Here is a 21,160-nt window from a genome sequence, read left to right on the forward strand (position 1 = left end):
TTTTTTTCAGGGTAGTTATCCTAGCTGAACTGGCACAAATTCTGCTCATTGAAGACCTAACGACACTCTATACGAGGCAGGCTGGCGCTTTATCTCCAGCGAAAGCAAAGCTCTCGCACCGATAGAGTGCCGACTTCATTTTCGGAGGGTGTCAATGTCAGATATGAGTGCACTAGATACATTATGGTTGTTAATTGCAGCGATGCTAGTGTTGATCATGCAGGGTGGATTCCTCTGTCTGGAGTCGGGTCTTACCCGCAGTAAAAATGCGATTAACGTGGCACTTAAAAACGCGTTTGATTTGATTGTTGCTGCCATGCTCTTCTGGCTGTTTGGGTTTGGCATTATGTTTGGTGCCCATGAAGGTCTGACACTCGATACCCACTGGTTTATCGCCGATTTTTCCAAAGACGAATTCTGGCACGCCAGTTTTTTCTTTTTCCAATTAACCTTTTGTGCCACAGCTGCAACGATTGTCTCCGGTGCCATCGCTGAACGCAGTCGGTTTGTGGTTTACATCATCATCACGGCCTTGATCAGTTTGCTGCTCTATCCGGTGTTTGGTCACTGGGTTTGGAGTAGCGCCGTTAATGAGTCTCCTGGCTGGTTGGAAGCCATGGGTTTCACCGATTTTGCTGGCAGCACCGTGGTACACAGTGTCGGTGGTTGGGTAGCACTGGCCGCTGTGATTGTTATTGGGCCACGTGCCGGACGTTTCATTCGAGGCCAAATACAAAACATTCCGGGTAGCAACCTGCCACTTGCGATCCTAGGCATGTTGTTCTTTATGATCGGTTGGATAGGTTTTAACGGTGGCAGTACATTGGCTTTTACCACCGCCATTGCTGGCATTATCGTCAACACTATTATCGCAGCAGCATCCGGAGGTATCACCGCGATCCTGCTATCCAAAACGCAACCGGATAATAGCCAAACCACCTCTCTCACTATTAACGGGACATTGGCCGGATTAGTTGCCATTACCGCCGGCTGTCATGTGGTTTCAACTCCACAAGCAGCAATGATTGGAAGCCTTGGCGCGCTAGTGATGTTTCTGGCTGAAAAACAAATGCACCGGATGCAGTTGGATGATGCCATTTCGGCTGTGCCAGTTCATTTGGCTGCCGGTATCTGGGGTACTTTGGCCGTCGCTATTTTTGGTGATTTGCAACTGCTTGATACTGGCTTAAGCCGCGCTGGGCAATTGCAGGTTCAGCTGCTTGGCATATTCTCCTGCGCACTGTTTATTTTCCCGCTGTCACTCACTTTTCTTTTTTTATTAAATCGTTACATACCTTTACGCGTCAGTTTTGAAGCCGAGCAACAGGGGCTGAATGTTTCAGAACATGGTGCGAGAACCGAACTAAGCGATCTGCTTTCAGCCATGCAAACTCAAGAACGTAGTGGCGATCTAAAACAGCGCGTGCCGGTTGAGCCTTTTACAGAAGTCGGTCAGATTGCATCACAATACAACCGGGTGATTGCTAACTTGAACCGTATGGTGACCCGCACCCGATTAATTGTGCGTGATATGCGTGACGGGGTTATCACCTTTTCCAGTCAGGGGATTGTGACCAGTGCCAATCCAGGAGCAGAAATTCTTTTCGGTCTACCTGCCCACCAGTTAGTGGGGCAACCAACTGAAGTGTTGCTCCATGAACAAAATAAACAAACGTTTACGGGCACACCACCTGAGCATTTATTTGTCACCCTAGCCAGCAGTCAACAGCCAGGGCCTTATGAAATTGTTGCTAAAAACAGTGAAGGTAACGCCTTCACACTAGAGGTCACCACTACCGCCAGCCCAACCGAGGAAGGCGTGCAATACAGCGCGATGCTTAGGGATATCAGCGAAAGAAAAAAGATGGAGGCTCGACTGCATCGTCATTCGGAGCTGGCTCAAGTCACACTGGAAGCTATCACTGAAGCAGTTGTCACCTGTGATGCAGCCTATAACATCGTCTACCTTAACCCGATGGCCAGTGAACTACTGGGGCAGACATCTGAACAAGCATTCGGCAAACCGATTGACGAGATTATTCTCATTGAAGACACTGAAACGACACAAATTAACATCACGGCTTTGTGTAAGGAATATTCAGATAAATCACCTAACACCAGCCAAAAGCGCCTATTTCTGCTGAAAAATAAGCAAGGTGATGAATTTGAAGTACAACTGAACTGTGCGCCCTTGCTCGATACTAACCGCCAGAATATAGGCTGGGTTGTTGCACTACAGGACATTACCCAAAACAGCCGTTTGGAGAAGATGCTCACCTTCCAAGCGGTGCATGACACCCTAACTGGCCTAATCAATCGACGTGAATTTGAAAAGCGTTTGGAATCACTGATCTATGAGGCACATCATGATAAAGCGGAGCACCTGCTCTGCTATCTGGATTTAGACCAGTTCAAATTAGTGAATGATACCTGTGGACATAGAGCCGGTGATGTTCTGTTAAAGCAACTATCAAGTCTTCTGAAACCCGTACTTCGCCAAAGCGATACCTTGGCTCGGCTGGGTGGGGATGAATTCGGAGTTCTGCTGACTCATTGTCCTATTGAAAAAGGTTTGGACATTGCCGAGACACTGCGAAAAACCGTCACTGCTTTTCGTTTTTCCTGGGATGGTCAGGTGTTTTCTGTCGGTGTCAGCATCGGCTTGGTCAGTATTACAGAAGCCAGTGGCAGTCTCGATGAAGTGTTGAGCCATGCTGATGCTGCTTGCTACGCGGCTAAGGATCGCGGGCGTAACCGGGTGCACCTGTTTCAACCGGATGACATTCAGGCCCAGGAACGCCAGGGTCAAATTCAGTGGGCCAGTCGGTTACAGGAAGCACTCGATAAAGACCTTTTCCGGCTCTATTTTCAGACTATTGTCCCGCTTGAAAACAGCGATAACACCTTGCCGCATTATGAAATTCTGACTCGCATGATCGGTCCACAGGGAGAAATCATTCCACCAGGTGCCTTTATTCCGGCGGCCGAACGTTTTGGGTTAATGCCCAAGATCGACCAGTGGGTCATTCGTAACACACTGGCTTGGATGGGCGATCAACTTCGCCAGAACCAGCAGCCCGTGTTTTGCTCGATTAACTTATCTGGTGCCTCAATTGGTCGCGAAGACTGCCTGCAATTAATTCAGGAACAACTGGAGAAACGCAAAGTACCGGCAAATAATATTTGCTTTGAAATCACCGAAACCGCCGCCATCGCTGATCCAGCCAATGCTGCTAGATTCATTACGGAGCTGAAAAGCTTAGGTTGCCAGTTTGCTTTGGACGATTTTGGCAGTGGCCTGTCGTCATTCGGCTATCTCAAACAATTACCAGTCGATTACTTAAAAATTGACGGTATTTTCATTCAGGAGCTAGCCAACAACCGGATTGACCAAGCCATGGTGGCATCGATTAACAACATCGGCCATATCATGGGATTAAAGACCATTGCCGAATTTGTTGAAGACGCTGCAACACTGAATATCCTGCGGCAGATTGAAGTGGATTATGTTCAAGGGTTTTATCTGTCACGACCAGAACCCTTGGAATCACTCATGAGTGTCCGGGTAATGCCGCGCTAAATGGAGGATATTTAGGACTAAAGGTTGGGGCATACCCCAAATGCTCAAAGTTAATTGACTGAAAATATTGGCAGGGGATCGTTCACTGGCTGACCCCTTGAACTCTTCAATTAATAAAAATTAAATATACTCAGTTCTGATCAAACGACTTTAGTGCCAATAATTAGACCTGAATATTGAAAAATAATAACAAAATACAATACAACTCAAACAGTTCGTGGAGCTATAATTATGTGAGATTAAAGTTCTTATTTTTGACTGCCAAACTTAGTGTGAGCCAAGGACGGAAAGCCTACAGCTGTTAAACCAACAGGGCTGGGTTGCAAAACATGGAGTGATTTATGAAAACCTTTATTAAAGCAACAATGTTTGCAGTTTGTTTACTTGTATCAACAGCATCTAATTCTGCATCAATTGATATCATTGATAATGGTGATTATACGACCGACAGTATTTCTGGATTGGATTGGTTAGATCTGACGATTACGAGGGGTATGAGTTACAATCAAGTGATTGCAGACATTAACTTTGAAGGTACTTTGTCAGGCTGGCGTTATGCTACCGTCACGGAGTTAACTGCATTAATCACCAACTCACAATGGCGGACGGATAGTAACTCCCAACTTTGGTCATACTTAGGAGGAACATTGGCGATAGGCTATGCTGACTTCATCAACGGAATTTATGGATCAGTTATTAACTCAAGTGTACCAAATGCACAATTGTATATAATTCGAAGCAATGGAAATCGTTATTTCCGACCGTTAAACAGCTATCTTGATCCGGATTTTGCTAATGAAGGTTTAGGCTCATTTTTGGTCAGAGAAACACAATTATCAGCGGTACCAATTCCAGCAACAGCTTGGCTACTAACATCTGCTTTGCTAGGTTTTTTTGGTTTACGTGGTAGAGCTAAACAACGTTAAAACAAACACTTGACCCGTCCTAATATAAGTTGACGGTTTAATTAAGCCAGTTGCCACTCGCAACTGGCTTTTTTATTCACCTCATCCGGTGTTCTCATCCAAAAATTCAGGTACGTTCTGGAATATTTAGGAATATTTAGGGTCAGTGTAAAAAAAGAATCTTTTTTGGTTTTCACACTGACCCTAAATATCGGACCCTAAATATCGCTTCTTGGAAGCTTTTCAAGTTGACCGACACCTTAATAGTGAGTTGCCAGCCGCGAAGTTGTTGTTAGCTATTTTGCTTTCACGCAAACCATAATGCTGCCGACGTTACAACATAACCAATTACAAAAAATCCAGTTAGATGATTTTTTGACCAATATATGTCTAAGACCTTAGCTAAGTATACAACCGAGCCAACAACTCCTAGAGAGACTCCAGCTATAAATCCCAAATAAACCGAGCTGATCACCCAATAGCCCAAGAGAATAAATACATAAAATGCGAATAGAATCCCTGCTTGGTATATTGAGTTCTCTGTGAGGGGAAAATCAAACCCGAACAATAATGCATTAAATGTGCTTATTTGATTATAAAACAATGATGTCATATTTGTTTTCGCTAAAAAATCAAGAACCGGCATTAGTAAGATGAATGAAAAAAATTTCAGAGCGTTCACGAGAAAATTGAGTGCGTAGCTCTGAAATTTAGTAAACCACTTTATAGAAAACCACATTATTGCAGCCCATAAAGTTACCAACGAGCCATAAAATTGCCATGCTCCATCACCAAACAATCCCTTTCCTACAAAAAAGAAAGTCAGATAAATTAAGGCCATCCAACCAAAAAATGAACCGATTTTGTCTAGGGTGTTTTTCAAACCTAGCTCTTTAATTTTAGAAACTACACCAGAAAACCCCTGATCAAAGACTTTCATTGATTCATGAGCGGAATCATTAAGGAATACCGCATACCTAGATATCCCCAGCCCAAATAGAAGATTAAGAATCTTCAAAAAAAACATATATATTCATCCTGATAGCGGCATAACGACGTAACCAAATAGGGCCAGAGAATTTTCTCCGGCCCTTTTGTTTGAAATGCTTGATCAAACTAAATCAAGTTGGTTGACGCCTTAAATTTGTTAGGGACGATGGACATAGACTCGCGCTGCTTTATTTTGAACAACCTCATACTTGGTAAAAGCTATTCTCGACCTCATAACTTTGACTTCATTTTTATAAACGTGGAGATGCTGAGCAACGTTATATATTTTCAGGTCAGATCTAGGGCCCAAAATCACCTCTTTGAGCTCCATATTGCCTTCAAAATCACTAAAGCATAAACCAGTTGAGTCTTTTGTTTCTAGAGGAACAATAACTCTGACTTCATTTTCGTAATTCCATCCGATGTACTTCGCACATAGTAAATTTTCGGTGAATTCTTTAGTAAGACCTCCAAATTCTTGATTCATCTCTGCAACTGCGGTCATTCTCTCAGGGTAGTATGTAACTTCTTTAATAAGTGAGCCATGAATCTCGAATCCCAAACAGATCCCTTTATGCTTATCTCCGTAGTGTGCCCATAATAAAGGATTATTCCAACTTCTAGAGAAGCTGATAATACCGAATTCTTTAGCCACAGCATCCCTTCCCGCCTTGAAAGCCTCTCGGAATTCTTTATCTGAGAGGTCAACTCCAAGAAATTCGAATGGATCATTAAGCTCATTTAGCAAAGAAATCTTTATGCGTTTATTGATAATATTTGAGAGCCCATGCTGCTCTGAGGTGTAGTAGTAAACTCGCATATCCTTCGCCTAATTTTAATCAACTGAATGTCTTTTGGTGACCTCTAGAAGGGTATATCTTTATCGTAATAATCATCGCTAATTACTTGCTTCTTGACCTCTAATAGATTTTTATTTTCTTGTAGCCATTTAATGGCTGCATTTGTAACAGAATATGCCTTATATTCTTCGTTGTTATAATCCGTATCTATCAATAGCTTTTCATTTAAATAGCCTTTCTCAACCAAACCTGATACACCTAAAGCTAGAGCGATTTCTGTAAAGTTCATTTCCTTGAGCTTTTGCTCAAGCTGCCAGTGGCCAATGCTGCCACTAGTTGTTGGCCAAAATGCAAAAGCCAAAGAAAGAATCGCAACTTCATAGTCTTCAAAATCTGTTGCTTTTTCACTTCCGGGTTTAAGCATTCTAATATTGCTAATTCTTTTTGATGAATCCAGCTCGTTCCTTATCCATTTCACGATGCTTGATTCAAGTTCTTCGTAACCACTTCGTGAATCAGTGCGATAAAAAATAATTGGTCTATGTTGGATATCGAAAGGCAGTTTTTCTCTTTTTGATTTATCACAAAGTATTACTGTTGGACGGTCTAGCGCTAAAGCATATCCGAGCTCTAACCATACATTTGGATTATCTTCACTTACCTCTGCAATACAAATAGAGGCAGATTCAATAGCTGTTTCAATTTTGTCGATAACAGGATTTAGACCAAGAATTTCATCTGCGCGTTGAGGTTCAACTTCAGCCTTTAACAGAGCAGGCTTGATTGTTTCCCTATAGCGGCGATCATAAGTACCACCATCAAATGACTGGATCACAAAGCAAGTAGGTTTTGGTCGTTTATCTTCAGTCATTCATGGCACCTTTCTAATTTAAAATTGAGTTGATTAAACCAAGATTACAGGCGGTTGAAGGGCAATTGCTCAAGAGTAAAACCAACTTGATTTCCTTATTAGCCATTAAATAATGTAAGAACCACATTATTCATGAAGTTTGCCCCTTTCTCCGTATGAAGCCAAACCAACCCAGCTAAATTCAACAATACCGTTACCCAATAAACATTAATAAACGCTTTCTTAATTGATTTATGGCGTAATTTCTTCTGGGCAACATAGGCACCTGGCCAACCTCCCATTAGAGAAAGTAAGTGCAAAGTGCTTTCTTGGATTCTCCATTGGCCATTTTGAGCCGCGGATTTATCCATCGCGTAGGCGATAAACGCAATTAGGCTCATGATTAGATACAGACCGACAATAACTAGAGATAACTTCCCACTGAAGACGGATACTAATAGTCCAATGAAAAAGATAATGGTAAAGACACCACCGAAGCCTCTTTGGCTTTTTACTTTGTCTCGTTTTTTTGACTTGTGGACGTCACGAGCAAATTGGATGTTTTCAGCTTTATAACGATTGTCATTATCGCGAACGATTTCGTAGATAATGACTTCGCCATTTACTGGTCTACGGGATGGTGGGTTAAAGGCTTTAATATGGACAAAAGCACGCTCTCCACCACCATTTGGCTCGACAAAACCAAAGCCTCGATCATCATTCCAATTTGAAATTTTCCCTTGTAGCTTCATGCCTTCCCTTGATTTCTTAGCTGCCAACGTGCACTAGCAATAACCATATTCGTTTGCGAATATTGTTGACCCGTACTTTCCATCAGTATTTTTGGTTATCTCCTACATGAGGAAAGCGTATTTTTATCTCATTTAACTTATCGTAGATAGAAACAACCAATGCTTCGGTTTCCTTGCCTCCCCAACTTTCCAGGTCGGTGCCTTTAAGAGATGGGTAATTGGAGATTTTTGATTTCTTGAGGTTGTTGAAATTGAAGCCTTCTCTGGACAAGCGTTTATATTCAATAATACTTAACTTTTCTACCACATCACCTATTGCCACGCCGTCGTTTGCGATCATATCGAGATATTGCAGATTATCTTTAAGCTCGCCAATGAGTGCCCGAGAATCTCCTTTAGATTTTTTCCACCACGAAGTAATTGACTGCATTGCAGAACCACCGGCAGAGAGTGTTTTGAGCGCTGTTGGTATGGTTATATCCATGATTATTCACTCATCTAACAACAAGTTAATGGGCAACGACTATTTATAACCGATCAAAACAGACTTCGAATATCAAAGAGCAAATATGTGATTGATTCTTTGAAATTTTTCAATCTTAAATATCTTCCAATCGATTAGCTGACTGTGACATCACCATGATTTCATGCTCTTCAAAAGATCTGAGTTCTTCCATCAAGTCTTTTGCTGAATCTATATCCGCACGATCATGCAGGTAACGATAAAGGTCAATGATCTGCTGATGTTGATGAATGATTACTTGCATAATGTCGGTGGTCGAGAGTTCAGCAAATGGTGCATCACAATGATGATGTTGCACGATAGGGTTTTTATCAAAGTACTCATAGCACCAGGTATTTAATGCATGTTCATTACCTGTGACTTCGAATTGGTGCACAGCATGTCCGAGCTTTTCTTCATGCTCTGACAAATAGTTAAGCAGCATTTGTGCTCGCGTATTTTCAGTTTTATCGGCACCACGTTTCAAACATTCCGCGAGGTGTTGATGGAACTCGCTTGTCCAGTGAAGGACATCTCTTAACGTTTCAACTTTCATAATAAATTCCAGTATTTTTGTTTGCTGCTGTTATTAGGAATAGTTTGAATGACCAAAAGAACAGCCTCTATTCCTCGCCGATATCTTCGTTCCAGATTTCAGGATTTTGAGCAATGAAATCGCCAAGCATTTGAATACTTTCCTGCGAATTAAGATCGATAGCTTCCACGCCATTTTATTGAAAACCGCAGCACCAATAGGAATACCACTTTCAGCTAATCCTTGATGGGCTTCGTTGTTCGCCACTTCCAGCATTGCCTTATAGTCTATGGTTGTCATGCCAGTGATCCTTTCTCAGGGTGTGTCATTGGGGACACGATCAAAGGAGCCAGATAATATCTCCGGCCTTTTCATTATGACGTTCTAACTACCTATTCAAAACACTTATTTAGATCGTTTCCAGATCAAACTTCATGTTCAGCCAGCCATCATCCAATTTAGTAGAAACACTGTCTGTGGTTTGCAGTTGGTCATCGTTTAATTCACCGTTTTGTTTAATGAAGTCGATAACGGCTTGCTGTCTTTGCTGAGCTAATTGTTGCAACTGAGCATCGCTAACGGTTTCGGCTTCAATCAAGCGTTTTTTGAGGCTGTCGTTATAGGCCAGAACATCCAGTTCAGCTTGTGATTGCTCATTCGCATCTTCGGTTGTTGAAAATTCCTGCTGCAGGGTTTGCAAGTCGGGGCTTAGGCCTGCTTGAAGATATAAAGCTTCCAACACTTGCTGACGTTTTTCATTAAGTTGTTGTGTGGATTCTGTTTCATTCAGACGTGTATCAATTCGTGATTCCACAGCAGTTACTTGCAATCTCTGCCGATCAGCAGCCTCATCAAACGGTGCAGGGATCTGCAATGCCAGTTGTGGTCGTTGTACTAATGCTTCGACTAACTTATGCAGCTTTTCCTGCTCGGGAGGTGCCAGATCAGCTCGTCCGGCACGAAAGCGAATCTCATCAATTGATTCATCATTACCAATGCCAATCAGGCTGCCCAGAAAACGGAAAGGTGCCGACACGATATTGCGTAGTGCATTACCGATAGCCCCTCGAATCACCGGGCCCATCGCGAATTGTGGGTCGTTGACATTACCACTCACGGGTATGTTGAGTTCGATTACACCTTTGCTGTTTTTAAGTAATCCCACTGCCAGATCCAACGGTAAATCCATAGCACCTGGCGTTTCGACCCGTTCGCCTAATTTGATATCACGGATCACGATGTTGTTAGAGGCTGTTAACTCACTGTCGACAACCTCATAGGTCAGATCAATATCGCCCTTTCCTTCGGCGATCTGCCGTCCGGCAAACTTGACGGTGTAAGGACTCATTGCAGGCAAATCCAGATTACTGAATGCTAGTTTGATAGAGGTCTGAGCCATAACATCCAATGGATTCATCACACCATCAATTTCCACCATGCCATAGTCGTCAACCTGTCCTTCTAGCGCGATATCGACTGGTTGTTTTGAGCTGGTTGAAAAACCACTGATTTCGCCATTCAGGTTCTGCATAAGTGCATCAAATACAATCGGCAGATTCTGATCAGTAAACCGTGAACTGGCATTGTTAATTTTCACTCGGCCAAGCGATACGTCATAGCTGCTCGAGGTTTCTGAATTGGCGTTATCCGTTGGGCTGGCCTCAGATTCCGGCTGTTCTTTTATCAGCAATGCCAGATTGGTTTCGCCGTTTTCGTTAATTAATACCCGGCTATAAAGCGCGTCGATAATGACTTCAGATATCGCCACGCGTTGCTTGCTGAGTGAGAAATCTATGCTGTTTACAGACAGGTTATCGAGGCCTAACAACTTTTCATCAAGCTGCTGGTTATCCAGCTGCATATCTGAAAGCGTCAGGTTGCCCTGGATCGCAAAAGGCTCTTGTGGATTGGATGTGATGCTGGCGGCAGAGTCGATTTTGCCACTGACCATTTCGATATGGGCAAACTTATTTAAGTAAGGCTGCACAGGTATTAATGACAACTGATCGATGCCTGTTTCGGCTTGAACGGCCAAGCTGGGGAATAACTGCAGATCCCCTTCCGCCGTGATTTCACCGCCAGAATCCAGACTGATCAGCGTGGTAAATGGCATCTGCTGATCTTCTGTCAGACTGAAGTTTTGCAGAGTAGCAGTGAGCATCAAAGCCAGATTGGCAGCTGAGGCAGGCATTTGATCTTCCACTGCTAGACGAGTGTTATTTATTTCGATATTGGCAATATTCAGTTGTAGCGGTGCCAATTCACTCTCTGTTGGCTCGTCATCAGTATTGCCTTCCAGCAATGGCTCAAACAGCTGCAGCCAATTGAATTCGCCCTCGCTATTTTGTGTAGCAGCAATTTTGAAGTCATTAAGCGCCACATCATCAATCGTTAGCTGGTTATCGGGAAACACAAATTGGCCGTTGCTGACTGTTAGCGAGCCGCCTTGTAATAAAGCAGCGGCTTCGCCCGGTTGATGCAAACTGAATCCGGACAGGCCCAGATTGATCTCACTCAGTTCAACGTTTGCGGTATCGGCCAAATCAATATCATAGGCCAGCTGTAAATCCAGCCTGCCTTGTTGCAGTTCGAATGGCAGCTGAGCCTGCAGATATCGATACGGTGTCTGCAAGCTGAAATTTTCGAGGTTAACCTCGCCAGTAAACTGCAGCGGTGATAACACCATTTTGCCGTTTAAAGTCAGCTTTGCATCATTTTCCAATGCAAAAACCAGATCCTTATTCGCCGTTTCACCGGCCGCTGTTGAAAAATGATCCAAATGAATATTAATCGGGCTCAGCAGCGTTTCAAAACGAGACGCTGGCACATCATCACGATAAGCAATTTCACCATTGGTGTAGTTGAACTCGCCGATTTCCAGCGTGAATAACGGATCAGATTGTTCGTTGTCTTCTAAGGGAGCAGCATCTCCGGCAACATCCGTTCTGGCAGTCGCATTCCACCGTTCTGCTAATCGGGTCAGTGTGTTTTCGCTAGAGGAATAACGTTGGAAATAAAGCTTCGGTGCATCAATGGTGATTTCTTCAATTCGCAGTTTAAGTTGAAACAACTGCAGAGGCTGCAGATTGAAATAAAACTTGTCCCACGCGGCTAGCGGCTCATTCTGTTCATTTGCCAGATGCAACTTATCGACGGTTGCTTCAAAGGTATACGGATTAAAGTGTATTTTTTCGACGCTGGCCTCAACACCCAGTCTCTCATGCAGTGTTTTGACCAATTGACGTTCGGCCAGCCAAGGCAGCAGAAAGAAGCCTATCAAGGTATATAACAGCAAAATACTGACAACCCAGATCAGCAGACTTCGAAATTTCAGAAAGGTGTTTTTGGCAGATTCCATTGCTGACAGCTCATCTCAGAGGTAGAGATGAATCAGTTTACCGAAATAAACCGCTTGGGCGTAATTGAAGGCCTAATTAATAGCCCATTTATTTCGGCCAACGATTTTGAGTCGTTTTTTTTTCACAATCTACCAGCCAAATGTACTTTCCCAATCTTCGGCCTTCACAAAACCGAGTAAGCGGGGCTTGCTGCCTGATGAGCGATTGATAGCAAACAGCGTCGTTGCATAAGTTGGGGTGTCACGACTAGCGCCCAGATTCTTTTGAAATTTGCTTATGCAATCGCCATACACCACAAAAACCAGATTCCTCTCAGTGCGTTTATTTTCCATCGCGGCGTTCAACAACTGATTATCGGCATCGCATTGAGCCAGGCTTTCATCGGCAACGCCTTCATAGCTAAATAAGACTCGCGAGGTTTCTTCACTGCGTTGCTGCGGACTGTAATAGATATCGGCTTTATGCAGACCTAAAATCTGCAGGTCTTCTGCCAGGGCGTACCCCATTCCCAGCGATCGTTTGGTGATGCCATTTTCGTTTTCTGTGTTCCAGCATTGAACATCCTTGCCTTCACAGCTCTCAAGGTGATGAATGACCGCAATCACTTCGCCGTTTTCCCAACTGGATTTGAGTGAAGCCACTTCCGTTTGGTTATTGTCAGACAAATCGAGCAGAACTGGCTGTTGCAGCAGCAAAAACATCAAACTGAAAAAAGAGAAAGGTAACAAGCTGAACAACAAGACTCTTTTATAGATCAATGCTTTAGAGCGTGACGCCATACGGATTCCTTACGAGGTATTTATAGCAATTGCGAGCAATGATTTGTGCCACTCACAGCTTGATTAAACCGTGACCGGACAATTTTTTTGCGGATGAAGCAGTTTACTTGATGCAGAAATGGGATCAAGCCTAACTTGCTTTTAACAGTCACTATTTTGCAGAAAAACCTCATCGCCCAGACGGATCACCGCACTTTGTTTAATTGCCCCGTACACGCCCAAATTTTGATCGGCTTTTTGCACGATGGTTCGCAGAATACTGTTGTCAGATTCCAGCGATTGTTGAGATCGGGTTACTGCCCCACAACGTGGTGTGGTGCTATTGCATTCAATGGTGGCACGGCCGATTCGCAGTTTATTATCTACCCACGCCTGTTCAACTAAACCTTCCATACTAGGCAGGGTTTCGATAACCAGATTTGGACGAAAACGTTGTACATTCCAATCGGCTTCAGGATTGAGTTGTTGCATATGAGCCAGCGTCGCGGTGGTGAGTAAGTGAAAAGGTGTCACCAGAAAAAACGTACCTGGGATAGAAACAAAGTCCTTTGCTGCTGAAGGCAAGTCATCGAGGATCTCGGGCAAAGGTTCACCCTCTTCCCGATCAAATGTCGCTTTTAGTTCTTCCAGCCAGGTATGGTCATCTTTTTTGTGACGACGGTAAAAATCCAGTTCGGCTAATGGCCGAAGTGATTCCAGAGTCGAATCGTGGCCGGTTAATTCTGTTAAGGCTTGGTGAATCAGCGGATCGTCACTACCCATCACTCGGCCGTCTGGAAACAGAATATCTACTTCATCATGCGGGCCAGTCATCTGCGGGCTTCGACAACGCGCTACACAACGTAATAATTGTGGTCTGAATTTGCAGCTTTGGATTTCTTGTCGTGCGGTATCCTGTAGCGCCCAGATTCGATCGCCTTGCAGGCCCATATCACCAAGGTGGCAATAATTCAGACTCTCACCTGCCATGCCTTTCACCGGGTAACGCCAGATTTGTTGCACAGTGCCGACTTTAATCATGAGTACTCCTGAAATAGCTCAAGGCTGTTAAAAGCCTTTTCAGTGTTATTTCATGATCACGCCGTTGTAATACACGAAAGTTGTTAGAAAATTTGCCTGGATTAGCTGCGATCGTTTTATTCGTTTACGCCAAAACTATTACTGCCGCTTATAGAGCGTAGTTTGTTGACCGCAAGCGAAGCCGCTGCAGTGCGGGTTTCGACGCCAAGTTTGGTAAACACATGCTCCATATGTTTATTCACGGTCCGTGGACTGGTGCCGAGGATTTCACCGATACTTTTATCGGTTTTACCCAAAATCACCCAGTGCAATACTTCGGACTCACGATTAGTCAGGTTGAATATGGCGCGTAATGCTTCAATCTGTGCGGTTTCGGATTCTTCGCGTAACAAAATCAACCACTGCTCTTCGCTTTGCAGATCGGCGGCATTAAAAATAAGTCGTCCGGTAGGTTTGTGCACAATATAAGGTCGCAATCGTCGCTCACCACCCTGATGTAATTGCATCACCCATTCCTGCAACGCATCCGGGGTATCTTGAATCAACAAATCGTCTTCGTGACTCATGTATTTTTCGATCAATTGCCTGGCCAACGGGGTTTGCCAAACGATCTTGCCGGTTTTCGGTAACACCGCGATGGCCGCCTGGCCAAACGCATCTAATGCGCCTTGAGTTTGATTGATTAAACGTGAGTTTTTAAGGTGAGTATTAATTCGGGCTATTACTTCGACGGGGCTTAACGGTTTGGTTACATAATCGATACCGCCAGCCGAGAAGCCAGCAACTACATGCTCGGATTCGGTCAGACCTGTCATGAAAATCACTGGAATATGCCGGGTATTCAAATCCTGCTTCAAAATACGGCACACCTCAAAACCATCCATACCGGGCATTAATGCATCCAGCAATACAATATCCGGACTCGCTTCCAAGCTGATTTTTAAAGCCGATAATCCATTATCTGCCACCAAAACGGTATAACCGGATTCCACCAAAGCGTCGTGCAAAAGTGCCAAAGTATCGGGTGTGTCATCGACCACCAAAACGACTGCGTTGATCAAACTTTCAGACATCAGCTAATTTCTCTTCTATAAAGGTTTTCATGGTGCCCAATTGAAATTTTTCAGACATTTGGCGAAGTTCCGCAACAAATTGCGGGCAGGCCAATTGTTGTTCATCAATCTCATTGATCAGTTTTCTTACACCGACCAAATACCCCATATTAATCATCCCTAATAGCTCGTTCATCACCTCATGCGAAGGCAACACATAGTCTGACGCAGCAGATTCAATCGCCAGGTCCTCCTTATTTTCTATCCATTCTAGATTCAATCTTTCGCCAATCCAGGTAATTAACTCATATAAATTGACTGGTTTTAAGATGAAGTCCTTGTCGGTGATGCCCGAGGAGTTTTCCAGGTTTTTATCAAACGCATTGGCAGAGATAATGCCGATTTTCACGTCTGACTTATGCACATTACGGATCAGATGACAGGTTTCCCAACCATCCATTTCCGGCATTGCCAAATCCATAAAAATGATTTCCGGCTGAAACTCAGGATAAATGCGTAAACATTCCGCTCCCGATGCCGCTTCTCTGACTTCAAATCCTAAAGGCTCAAGAATATTTAATAACAGCTCGCGATCCACCGGTTCATTATCAACCACCAGCAATTTACGACGTGGACCTTTGTAACCGACGGGCATCCGCGTGGACAAAATTGGTAAATCTTCTTCCACACGGACGGAAGGTAAAAACAGTCTGACAAAGAAAGTTGTGCCCTTGCCCACCTGACTTTCGACATGCAACACACCGCCCATCAATTCAGTGAGCAATTTGCTGATAGTCAAGCCTAACCCAGTTCCACCAACGCCTTGGGCCGCACTGCCTCGCACGAATGGTTCAAATATTTTATCTAATTCAGCCTGCTTAATTCCTGGACCGGTATCTTCGACCTCTATCGATAAAAACTCCCGTGCATGGGTAAAGCGAAGGTGAATCGAGCCTTCACGGGTATATTTCACCGCATTGCCGATGATATTGATCAAAATCTGGCTTAAACGTTTGTGATCGGCCCGCACAATTCGTGGCAGATCCGAGCTGATTTCATATTCAAATTTCAGCCCTTTATTAATCGCCTGTAGTTCAAACATGCTGATAATTTGCTGGATATATTCAGGAAAACGTAGCGATTTGATGTCAAATTGCAGTTTTCCACCTTCAATACGAGCAATATCCAGAGTACCTTCAATTAATGACAATAGATGCTCACCACTACGCAAAATTACCTTGATGGCATTTTTGTTTTCGGCGGTCACATCAGTATTGTTATCCATCAACTGGGCATAACCCAGAATACTGTTTAGCGGGGTGCGTAATTCGTGACTAATTCCCGTTATATAGCGACTTTTCGCCTGATTGGCCTGCTCGGCAACCACCCGGGCTCGTTGTAAGGCAACGTCTGTCTGTTCATGCAGCATAATCTCGCGTTGTAACAAACTGGTTTGATGGTTGGATTCCTGTTGTGCCACATTACGACTTTGTGATGTCAGAATCAGCCACCAGACAATAATGCCACTTACTAAAACCAGTGCAAAAAACGCTTTTAAAAAGCCTACCCTGATCTCTGGCAGGATTTGCGCGGCATTGCCGGTCAGGGTTAATGAGATATGCAGATAAATCAAACCGAATATCGACGCCAGCAATAACACCGTCATCCCCATCAATAGGATGTAATGTCCAACGCCATTTTGGATATAACCCCATAACGACTTAGGCAGTAATTTGGTCATCGCGGCTTGCCACTGTGAATCCAGTTTGGCATGCGGTTTACAGGCATCGTTGCAACGTGCGTCCAGGCAACAACATAACGAACAAATTGCCCCTTGATAAGCCGGGCAATACGCCACGTCATCAATCTCGTATTCACGTTCACAGATGCTGCAGGTTTCTTTGGTTTTTCCTGGATGAAACTTATACGGCTGGCGCGCCAGATAATATTTCCCTTTGGTCCACCAGGCAATTAATGGTGAACAAATCAATGCAGCAAACATGGCAATAAACGATGAGAAAGACTGGGCTTCCAATCCAAACACGCCGACAAAGCTTAATACTGACAATATTGAAGCAATCACCATAGCTCCGACACCGACCGGGTTGATGTCATAAAGATAAGCTCGGCGGAATTCGACACCTTTCGGGCTTAAGCCCAACGGTTTATTGATGATTAGATCGGCGACCACTGCCGTGATCCAAGAAATCGCAATATTCGAATACAGCCCCAAAATCTGTTCAAGTGCCTGAAATACATCCAGTAGCATCAACATGGTGGCTATCAATACATTGAATAATAACCACACCACGCGGCCTGGATGGCTATGAGTCAGACGGGCAAAGAAATTAGACCAGGCCAGAGAACCTGCATAAGCATTAGTGATATTGATTTTGACCTGCGACAACACCACAAAAAATACCGTGACGGCGAGCAAAACATCCGCGTTGGAAAACACATAGCTGAATGCGACGTGATACATATAAGTCGGGTTAACGGCTTGTTCAACAGATTGAGCCCCCATCAACACCAGATAAGCCAATAACACCCCGGCAAACATCTTGATCATGCCGATAAAGATCCAACCAGGACCGGCCATAATCACACCAAAATGCCACCTAAACCGTTTTTTGCGTTTTTTCCGGCATAAATCGCAGAAAATCCACCTGTTCACCAACTTGGGGAATTAATGCCATACCAATCGCTATGGCTGTACCAAACATGTAAATATTAAAACCGCCGTCAAACCCTGAAGCTCCGGCAAAACTCATCAAACCTCTCACCGCATCTGGTTCTTTGGCAAAAATAAAGATGAAAGGCAGCACCATTAAAAACAGCCATACCGGCTGGGTGATCATCTGAATTCGGCTGATTAAGGTTACCCCGTGAGTAACCAGCGGAATAATCACCACCGCGGAAATTAGATACCAGACGTAGATTGGTAAGTTGAAATACATGCTGAGCGCATAGGCCATAATGACGGCTTCCAGCGCAAATAGAATAAACGTGAATGTGGCGTAGACAAACGACGATATGGTCGACCCGATATAACCAAAACCCGCGCCACGGGTTAGCAGATCCATATCCAGGCCGTATTTGGCAGCGTAATAACTGATAGGCAGACTGGTCAGGAAAATAATCAGACTTATGGTCAGAATAGCCCAGAAGGCATTTACAAAACCGAAGTTAACCGCCAAGGCACCGCCGATAACCTCTAAAACCAGAAAGGAAATAGCGCCTAGAGCGGTATTGGAGACACGAAAAATCGACCACTTTCGAAAAGAGTGAGGTGTGAAACGCAGTGCATAGTCTTCCAGCGTTTCGTTGGCGACCCAGGTATTGTAATCACGGCGAAGTTTAACAATACGTTGCGGTGCGTTATGTTCTGATGAATCCATCAAAGCATCGTTGGTTTTCAACTTCTATTCCCGATAAATTTAGCCCGATAGATTGAGCGATGTCCGAGCTCCAAATTTATCGTGAGCTGGATATAACTTATCCAATCACAGCATAACGTATGAGCAGTTTACTTTTATCTACGTAATATTACGTATTGGTTTTTGTAAATCCAAATCTGGCAGGGGATTATCATGCCCCCTGCCATGCTTGAGTGATGTATTACGCAATTAGCAAATACAGCCCACTAAATGTTAACAATGCGGCTAAACCACGTTGTAACAACAAGCCGATTTGATCTTTAAAGCTAGCGAGATATACGCCTAAACTTAATAAAATCGTCGTCGCCAACAACATACCTGCTACAGCCGCTAAGCCATTGCCTGCTGCAACCAGTTCCTGACCGTGAACAAAGCCATGTAACAGAGCAAATACGGTGGTCAAGGCAAGTTGCCAGATCCAGTTAATCGACGTGTTTAATAAAATCACTAGACCCATCGCCAGAACGCTAACAGCTATCGCCACTTCAACAAATGCCAAGCCAGAAATCATCGCACCTAACACCACGCCGCCCAACATAAACACGACAAACTGCATAGGCACCTGCCAACGGGCTGATGATTGAGATTGTCCTGCCCAATAGCCCACAGCCAACATCACCAGTAAATGATCAATTCCGGTAAACGGATGCGTAAATCCACTGGCAAAATTAGCCATATCGTGTCCCGGATGGGCAAACGCAATGGCTGGGAAAGCCAGCATGCCCAATAGCATTAACATCATTTTTTTCATGTCATTTCCTTGTTTGAAATAAGATTAATTCAACATTAATCCCTGCTTTTCAATAAAAGCCACAATAGTTTCCAATCCGTCTTCCTGCTTCAGGTTGGTAAACACAAACGGTCGTTCACCACGCATACGTTTTGAATCGCGATCCATAACTTCCAATGACGCACCTACCAGCGGTGCTAAATCGGTTTTATTGATCACCAGCAAATCGGATTTGGTAATTCCAGGTCCACCCTTTCGTGGAATTTTCTCACCAGCAGATACATCGATAACGTAGAGGGTCAGATCGGATAATTCCGGACTGAAGGTGGCAGCGAGGTTATCCCCACCACTTTCCACAAATACGATATCTAATGGGTCGAAGCGTTTACTCAACTGGGCAACTGCTTCCAGGTTCATTGACGCATCTTCACGGATGGCGGTATGCGGACAACCACCCGTTTCTACCCCAATAATGCGATCTGCTGACAGCGCTTCGTTGCGCGTTAAAAACTCGGCATCTTCTTTGGTGTAAATATCATTGGTCACCACCGCAATATTATATTTATCGCGCAATCGCTTACATAAAGCCAGCGTTAATGCCGTTTTACCGGAACCAACTGGACCACCAATGCCTACTCGTAAAGGTTCTTTCATCTTACGTTTCTCTATAATTTATGAGCGAAATAAACGGGAATATTGGGTTTCATGGCGGCAAGCGGCAATGCTCAGCGCCGGACAAAAATTCTGGAGCTCATCATCTGGCAACTGCATGGCTTTTTCTACCAGTGTGGGAAGCGTCATAGCTAATTCTGACAAAATGCGTTGCCCGGCCACTTGACCTAACGGCACAGCTTTCATGATTGCACTTACCTGATTTTCCAGAAACGACCAGGCATAGGCATGCAACATATCACTGAGTGAAATCTCCCAACACAACGCTGTGACCGAATAGATAGTTGGAAAGGCCGGTTGCTGCAAAGTACCACTGATTAGAACGATTTGCGGTGGCCAGGTAGCTAAATCACGTTGCAATCGTAATAATGAATACGCCATCTGCCGGGTTTCTGCGAGCGCTTCGCTGCTATCGCGACCTGCCTGATAATATTCATCCCAGTACTGAATTTGCAAGCCATCCATCTGTTGCCAGGCTTTATACAACCTCATTAATACCGGTAATTCAAAGTTAGCAAAATAAATCGACAGCACATCACCAATCCACTGTTTCGATGAGTCGATATCCTTTACATCACCAGATTCAATTGCCCATTCCAGACCCTGCGAATAACTGTAGGCACCGACCGGTAGCATCGGGCTGGCCAGTTGTAACAGACGGGACAGTGAGGCTGAACTCATCTTAGTGACTGTGGCCGTGTTCATGGGTGTGACTGTGATCGTGTGAATGATCATCGTCATGATGATGGTGATGTCCGCCACCGCCAGCATAAGCACCAGATTCTGGTTCAAACGGTGCTTGTAATTCTTCAACCTCAACGCCTAAGCCCAGCAACATATCTTTTAGCACTGAATCGGTTTCCAGTTTCAGCCAGCCATCGCCGATTTCCAGCGGAACATGACGATTCCCCAAATGATAAGCTGCTCGGGTTAAAGCTTTTGAGGTGGTAGCAGTTACTATCATTACCGCCTGATCGGCGGCAATTACCTCAACTACCTCGCCACTATCGGCACGCAAAAAATCGCCACCGCGTAATATCGTTCCACGCTGCATATATAACGCGGCTTCTTTACCGGATTGTAAGGTCACACGAATACGGCTTTTCTGCCGTAAATCAAAACTGAGACTGACCACATCATCTATCACCGTATCGGTGTGGATGTGATCAAGCTTGGTGGAAATCGATAACATTTTAA

19 protein-coding genes and 1 riboswitch are annotated in these 21,160 nt (G+C 44.2%); of the genes, 2 read left to right on the forward strand and 17 right to left on the reverse strand.

Going from position 1 to position 21,160, the window contains the following annotated elements:
• The first annotated feature begins 154 nt into the window (after positions 1-154).
• Together amt and E8Q33_RS11755 are read left to right on the forward strand one after the other, a co-directional pair.
• Positions 155-3,580 (forward strand): ammonium transporter, encoded by a 3,426-nt coding sequence (amt, locus tag E8Q33_RS11750; protein ID WP_136554941.1) that lies wholly within the window; start codon positions 155-157, stop codon positions 3,578-3,580.
• Positions 3,581-3,830: 250 nt separating this feature from the next.
• Positions 3,831-3,908, forward strand: a riboswitch (cyclic di-GMP riboswitch).
• Positions 3,909-3,921: 13 nt separating this feature from the next.
• Positions 3,922-4,506, forward strand: a complete 585-nt coding sequence (locus E8Q33_RS11755; protein ID WP_136554943.1) for a VPLPA-CTERM sorting domain-containing protein — start codon at positions 3,922-3,924, stop codon at positions 4,504-4,506.
• A 286-nt stretch (positions 4,507-4,792) separates the two neighbouring features.
• Here the strand turns inward: E8Q33_RS11755 and E8Q33_RS11760 are convergent, their stop codons facing one another.
• The 17 genes from E8Q33_RS11760 to ureE form a co-directional block, all read right to left on the reverse strand.
• On the reverse strand, positions 4,793-5,512 hold the full coding sequence (locus E8Q33_RS11760; protein ID WP_136554945.1) for a hypothetical protein: 720 nt from the start codon (positions 5,510-5,512) through the stop codon (positions 4,793-4,795).
• Positions 5,513-5,632: 120 nt separating this feature from the next.
• Positions 5,633-6,295 carry a DUF2971 domain-containing protein gene (locus E8Q33_RS11765; protein WP_136554947.1) on the reverse strand — a complete coding sequence of 221 codons (663 nt, stop codon included), beginning with the start codon at positions 6,293-6,295 and terminating at the stop codon, positions 5,633-5,635.
• Between the two features lie 44 nt (positions 6,296-6,339).
• On the reverse strand, positions 6,340-7,146 hold the full coding sequence (locus E8Q33_RS11770) for a hypothetical protein (protein WP_136554949.1): 807 nt from the start codon (positions 7,144-7,146) through the stop codon (positions 6,340-6,342).
• Between the two features lie 98 nt (positions 7,147-7,244).
• On the reverse strand, positions 7,245-7,877 hold the full coding sequence (locus E8Q33_RS11775; protein WP_136554951.1) for a cold shock and DUF1294 domain-containing protein: 633 nt from the start codon (positions 7,875-7,877) through the stop codon (positions 7,245-7,247).
• An 82-nt stretch (positions 7,878-7,959) separates the two neighbouring features.
• Positions 7,960-8,361, reverse strand: a complete 402-nt coding sequence (locus tag E8Q33_RS11780; RefSeq protein WP_136554952.1) for a hypothetical protein — start codon at positions 8,359-8,361, stop codon at positions 7,960-7,962.
• A gap of 115 nt (positions 8,362-8,476) precedes the next feature.
• Positions 8,477-8,935 carry an ATPase gene (locus E8Q33_RS11785; RefSeq protein ID WP_247870075.1) on the reverse strand — a complete coding sequence of 153 codons (459 nt, stop codon included), beginning with the start codon at positions 8,933-8,935 and terminating at the stop codon, positions 8,477-8,479.
• Positions 8,936-8,968: 33 nt separating this feature from the next.
• Positions 8,969-9,214, reverse strand: a complete 246-nt coding sequence (locus tag E8Q33_RS11790; protein WP_247870076.1) for a hypothetical protein — start codon at positions 9,212-9,214, stop codon at positions 8,969-8,971.
• Between the two features lie 109 nt (positions 9,215-9,323).
• Positions 9,324-12,272 carry a DUF748 domain-containing protein gene (locus tag E8Q33_RS11795; RefSeq protein WP_136554954.1) on the reverse strand — a complete coding sequence of 983 codons (2,949 nt, stop codon included), beginning with the start codon at positions 12,270-12,272 and terminating at the stop codon, positions 9,324-9,326.
• A 129-nt stretch (positions 12,273-12,401) separates the two neighbouring features.
• Complete coding sequence (locus E8Q33_RS11800) at positions 12,402-13,052, reverse strand: hypothetical protein (RefSeq protein ID WP_136554956.1); 651 nt, start codon at positions 13,050-13,052, stop codon at positions 12,402-12,404.
• Between the two features lie 141 nt (positions 13,053-13,193).
• Positions 13,194-14,072 carry an MOSC domain-containing protein gene (locus tag E8Q33_RS11805; RefSeq protein ID WP_136554958.1) on the reverse strand — a complete coding sequence of 293 codons (879 nt, stop codon included), beginning with the start codon at positions 14,070-14,072 and terminating at the stop codon, positions 13,194-13,196.
• A 116-nt stretch (positions 14,073-14,188) separates the two neighbouring features.
• Positions 14,189-15,145 carry a response regulator transcription factor gene (locus E8Q33_RS11810; RefSeq protein WP_069295854.1) on the reverse strand — a complete coding sequence of 319 codons (957 nt, stop codon included), beginning with the start codon at positions 15,143-15,145 and terminating at the stop codon, positions 14,189-14,191.
• Positions 15,138-17,723, reverse strand: coding sequence for an ATP-binding protein (locus tag E8Q33_RS11815; protein ID WP_247870077.1), 2,586 nt, complete (start codon positions 17,721-17,723; stop codon positions 15,138-15,140). Before E8Q33_RS11815 ends, E8Q33_RS11810 begins: the two co-directional genes overlap by 8 nt.
• A 19-nt stretch (positions 17,724-17,742) precedes the next feature.
• Positions 17,743-18,543 (reverse strand): cytosine permease, encoded by an 801-nt coding sequence (locus tag E8Q33_RS16165; RefSeq protein ID WP_247870078.1) that lies wholly within the window; start codon positions 18,541-18,543, stop codon positions 17,743-17,745.
• A 199-nt stretch (positions 18,544-18,742) separates the two neighbouring features.
• Entirely contained in the window at positions 18,743-19,312 is a 570-nt protein-coding gene (locus E8Q33_RS11820) for a HupE/UreJ family protein (protein WP_069295853.1), read from the reverse strand.
• A gap of 24 nt (positions 19,313-19,336) precedes the next feature.
• Entirely contained in the window at positions 19,337-19,945 is a 609-nt protein-coding gene (gene ureG / locus E8Q33_RS11825) for an urease accessory protein UreG (protein WP_069295852.1), read from the reverse strand.
• Between the two features lie 18 nt (positions 19,946-19,963).
• Positions 19,964-20,668 carry an urease accessory protein UreF gene (locus tag E8Q33_RS11830; protein ID WP_247870079.1) on the reverse strand — a complete coding sequence of 235 codons (705 nt, stop codon included), beginning with the start codon at positions 20,666-20,668 and terminating at the stop codon, positions 19,964-19,966.
• Positions 20,646-21,155, reverse strand: coding sequence for an urease accessory protein UreE (ureE, locus tag E8Q33_RS11835; protein WP_136554959.1), 510 nt, complete (start codon positions 21,153-21,155; stop codon positions 20,646-20,648). Before ureE ends, E8Q33_RS11830 begins: the two co-directional genes overlap by 23 nt.
• Between the last annotated feature and the right edge of the window lie 5 nt (positions 21,156-21,160).

Source organism: Methylophaga sp. SB9B, assembly GCF_004832235.1.
In the GTDB taxonomy this organism is placed as follows: domain Bacteria; phylum Pseudomonadota; class Gammaproteobacteria; order Nitrosococcales; family Methylophagaceae; genus Methylophaga; species Methylophaga muralis.

Excerpts from the sequence above, each read along its gene's own strand:
- amt (WP_136554941.1), top strand. The coding sequence starts at position 155 with ATGTCAGATATGAGTGCACTAGATACATTATGGTTGTTAATTGCAGCG.
- ureE (WP_136554959.1), bottom strand. The coding sequence starts at position 21,155 with ATGTTATCGATTTCCACCAAGCTTGATCACATCCACACCGATACGGTG.
- E8Q33_RS11810 (WP_069295854.1), bottom strand. The coding sequence starts at position 15,145 with ATGTCTGAAAGTTTGATCAACGCAGTCGTTTTGGTGGTCGATGACACA.
- E8Q33_RS11775 (WP_136554951.1), bottom strand. The coding sequence starts at position 7,877 with ATGAAGCTACAAGGGAAAATTTCAAATTGGAATGATGATCGAGGCTTT.
- ureG (WP_069295852.1), bottom strand. The coding sequence starts at position 19,945 with ATGAAAGAACCTTTACGAGTAGGCATTGGTGGTCCAGTTGGTTCCGGT.
- E8Q33_RS11765 (WP_136554947.1), bottom strand. The coding sequence starts at position 6,295 with ATGCGAGTTTACTACTACACCTCAGAGCAGCATGGGCTCTCAAATATT.
- E8Q33_RS11755 (WP_136554943.1), top strand. The coding sequence starts at position 3,922 with ATGAAAACCTTTATTAAAGCAACAATGTTTGCAGTTTGTTTACTTGTA.
- E8Q33_RS11770 (WP_136554949.1), bottom strand. The coding sequence starts at position 7,146 with ATGACTGAAGATAAACGACCAAAACCTACTTGCTTTGTGATCCAGTCA.
- E8Q33_RS11800 (WP_136554956.1), bottom strand. The coding sequence starts at position 13,052 with ATGGCGTCACGCTCTAAAGCATTGATCTATAAAAGAGTCTTGTTGTTC.
- E8Q33_RS11795 (WP_136554954.1), bottom strand. The coding sequence starts at position 12,272 with ATGGAATCTGCCAAAAACACCTTTCTGAAATTTCGAAGTCTGCTGATC.
- E8Q33_RS11785 (WP_247870075.1), bottom strand. The coding sequence starts at position 8,935 with ATGAAAGTTGAAACGTTAAGAGATGTCCTTCACTGGACAAGCGAGTTC.
- E8Q33_RS11780 (WP_136554952.1), bottom strand. The coding sequence starts at position 8,361 with ATGGATATAACCATACCAACAGCGCTCAAAACACTCTCTGCCGGTGGT.
- E8Q33_RS11830 (WP_247870079.1), bottom strand. The coding sequence starts at position 20,668 with ATGAACACGGCCACAGTCACTAAGATGAGTTCAGCCTCACTGTCCCGT.
- E8Q33_RS11760 (WP_136554945.1), bottom strand. The coding sequence starts at position 5,512 with ATGTTTTTTTTGAAGATTCTTAATCTTCTATTTGGGCTGGGGATATCT.
- E8Q33_RS11805 (WP_136554958.1), bottom strand. The coding sequence starts at position 14,072 with ATGATTAAAGTCGGCACTGTGCAACAAATCTGGCGTTACCCGGTGAAA.
- E8Q33_RS11790 (WP_247870076.1), bottom strand. The coding sequence starts at position 9,214 with ATGACAACCATAGACTATAAGGCAATGCTGGAAGTGGCGAACAACGAA.
- E8Q33_RS11815 (WP_247870077.1), bottom strand. The coding sequence starts at position 17,723 with ATGGCCGGTCCTGGTTGGATCTTTATCGGCATGATCAAGATGTTTGCC.
- E8Q33_RS11820 (WP_069295853.1), bottom strand. The coding sequence starts at position 19,312 with ATGAAAAAAATGATGTTAATGCTATTGGGCATGCTGGCTTTCCCAGCC.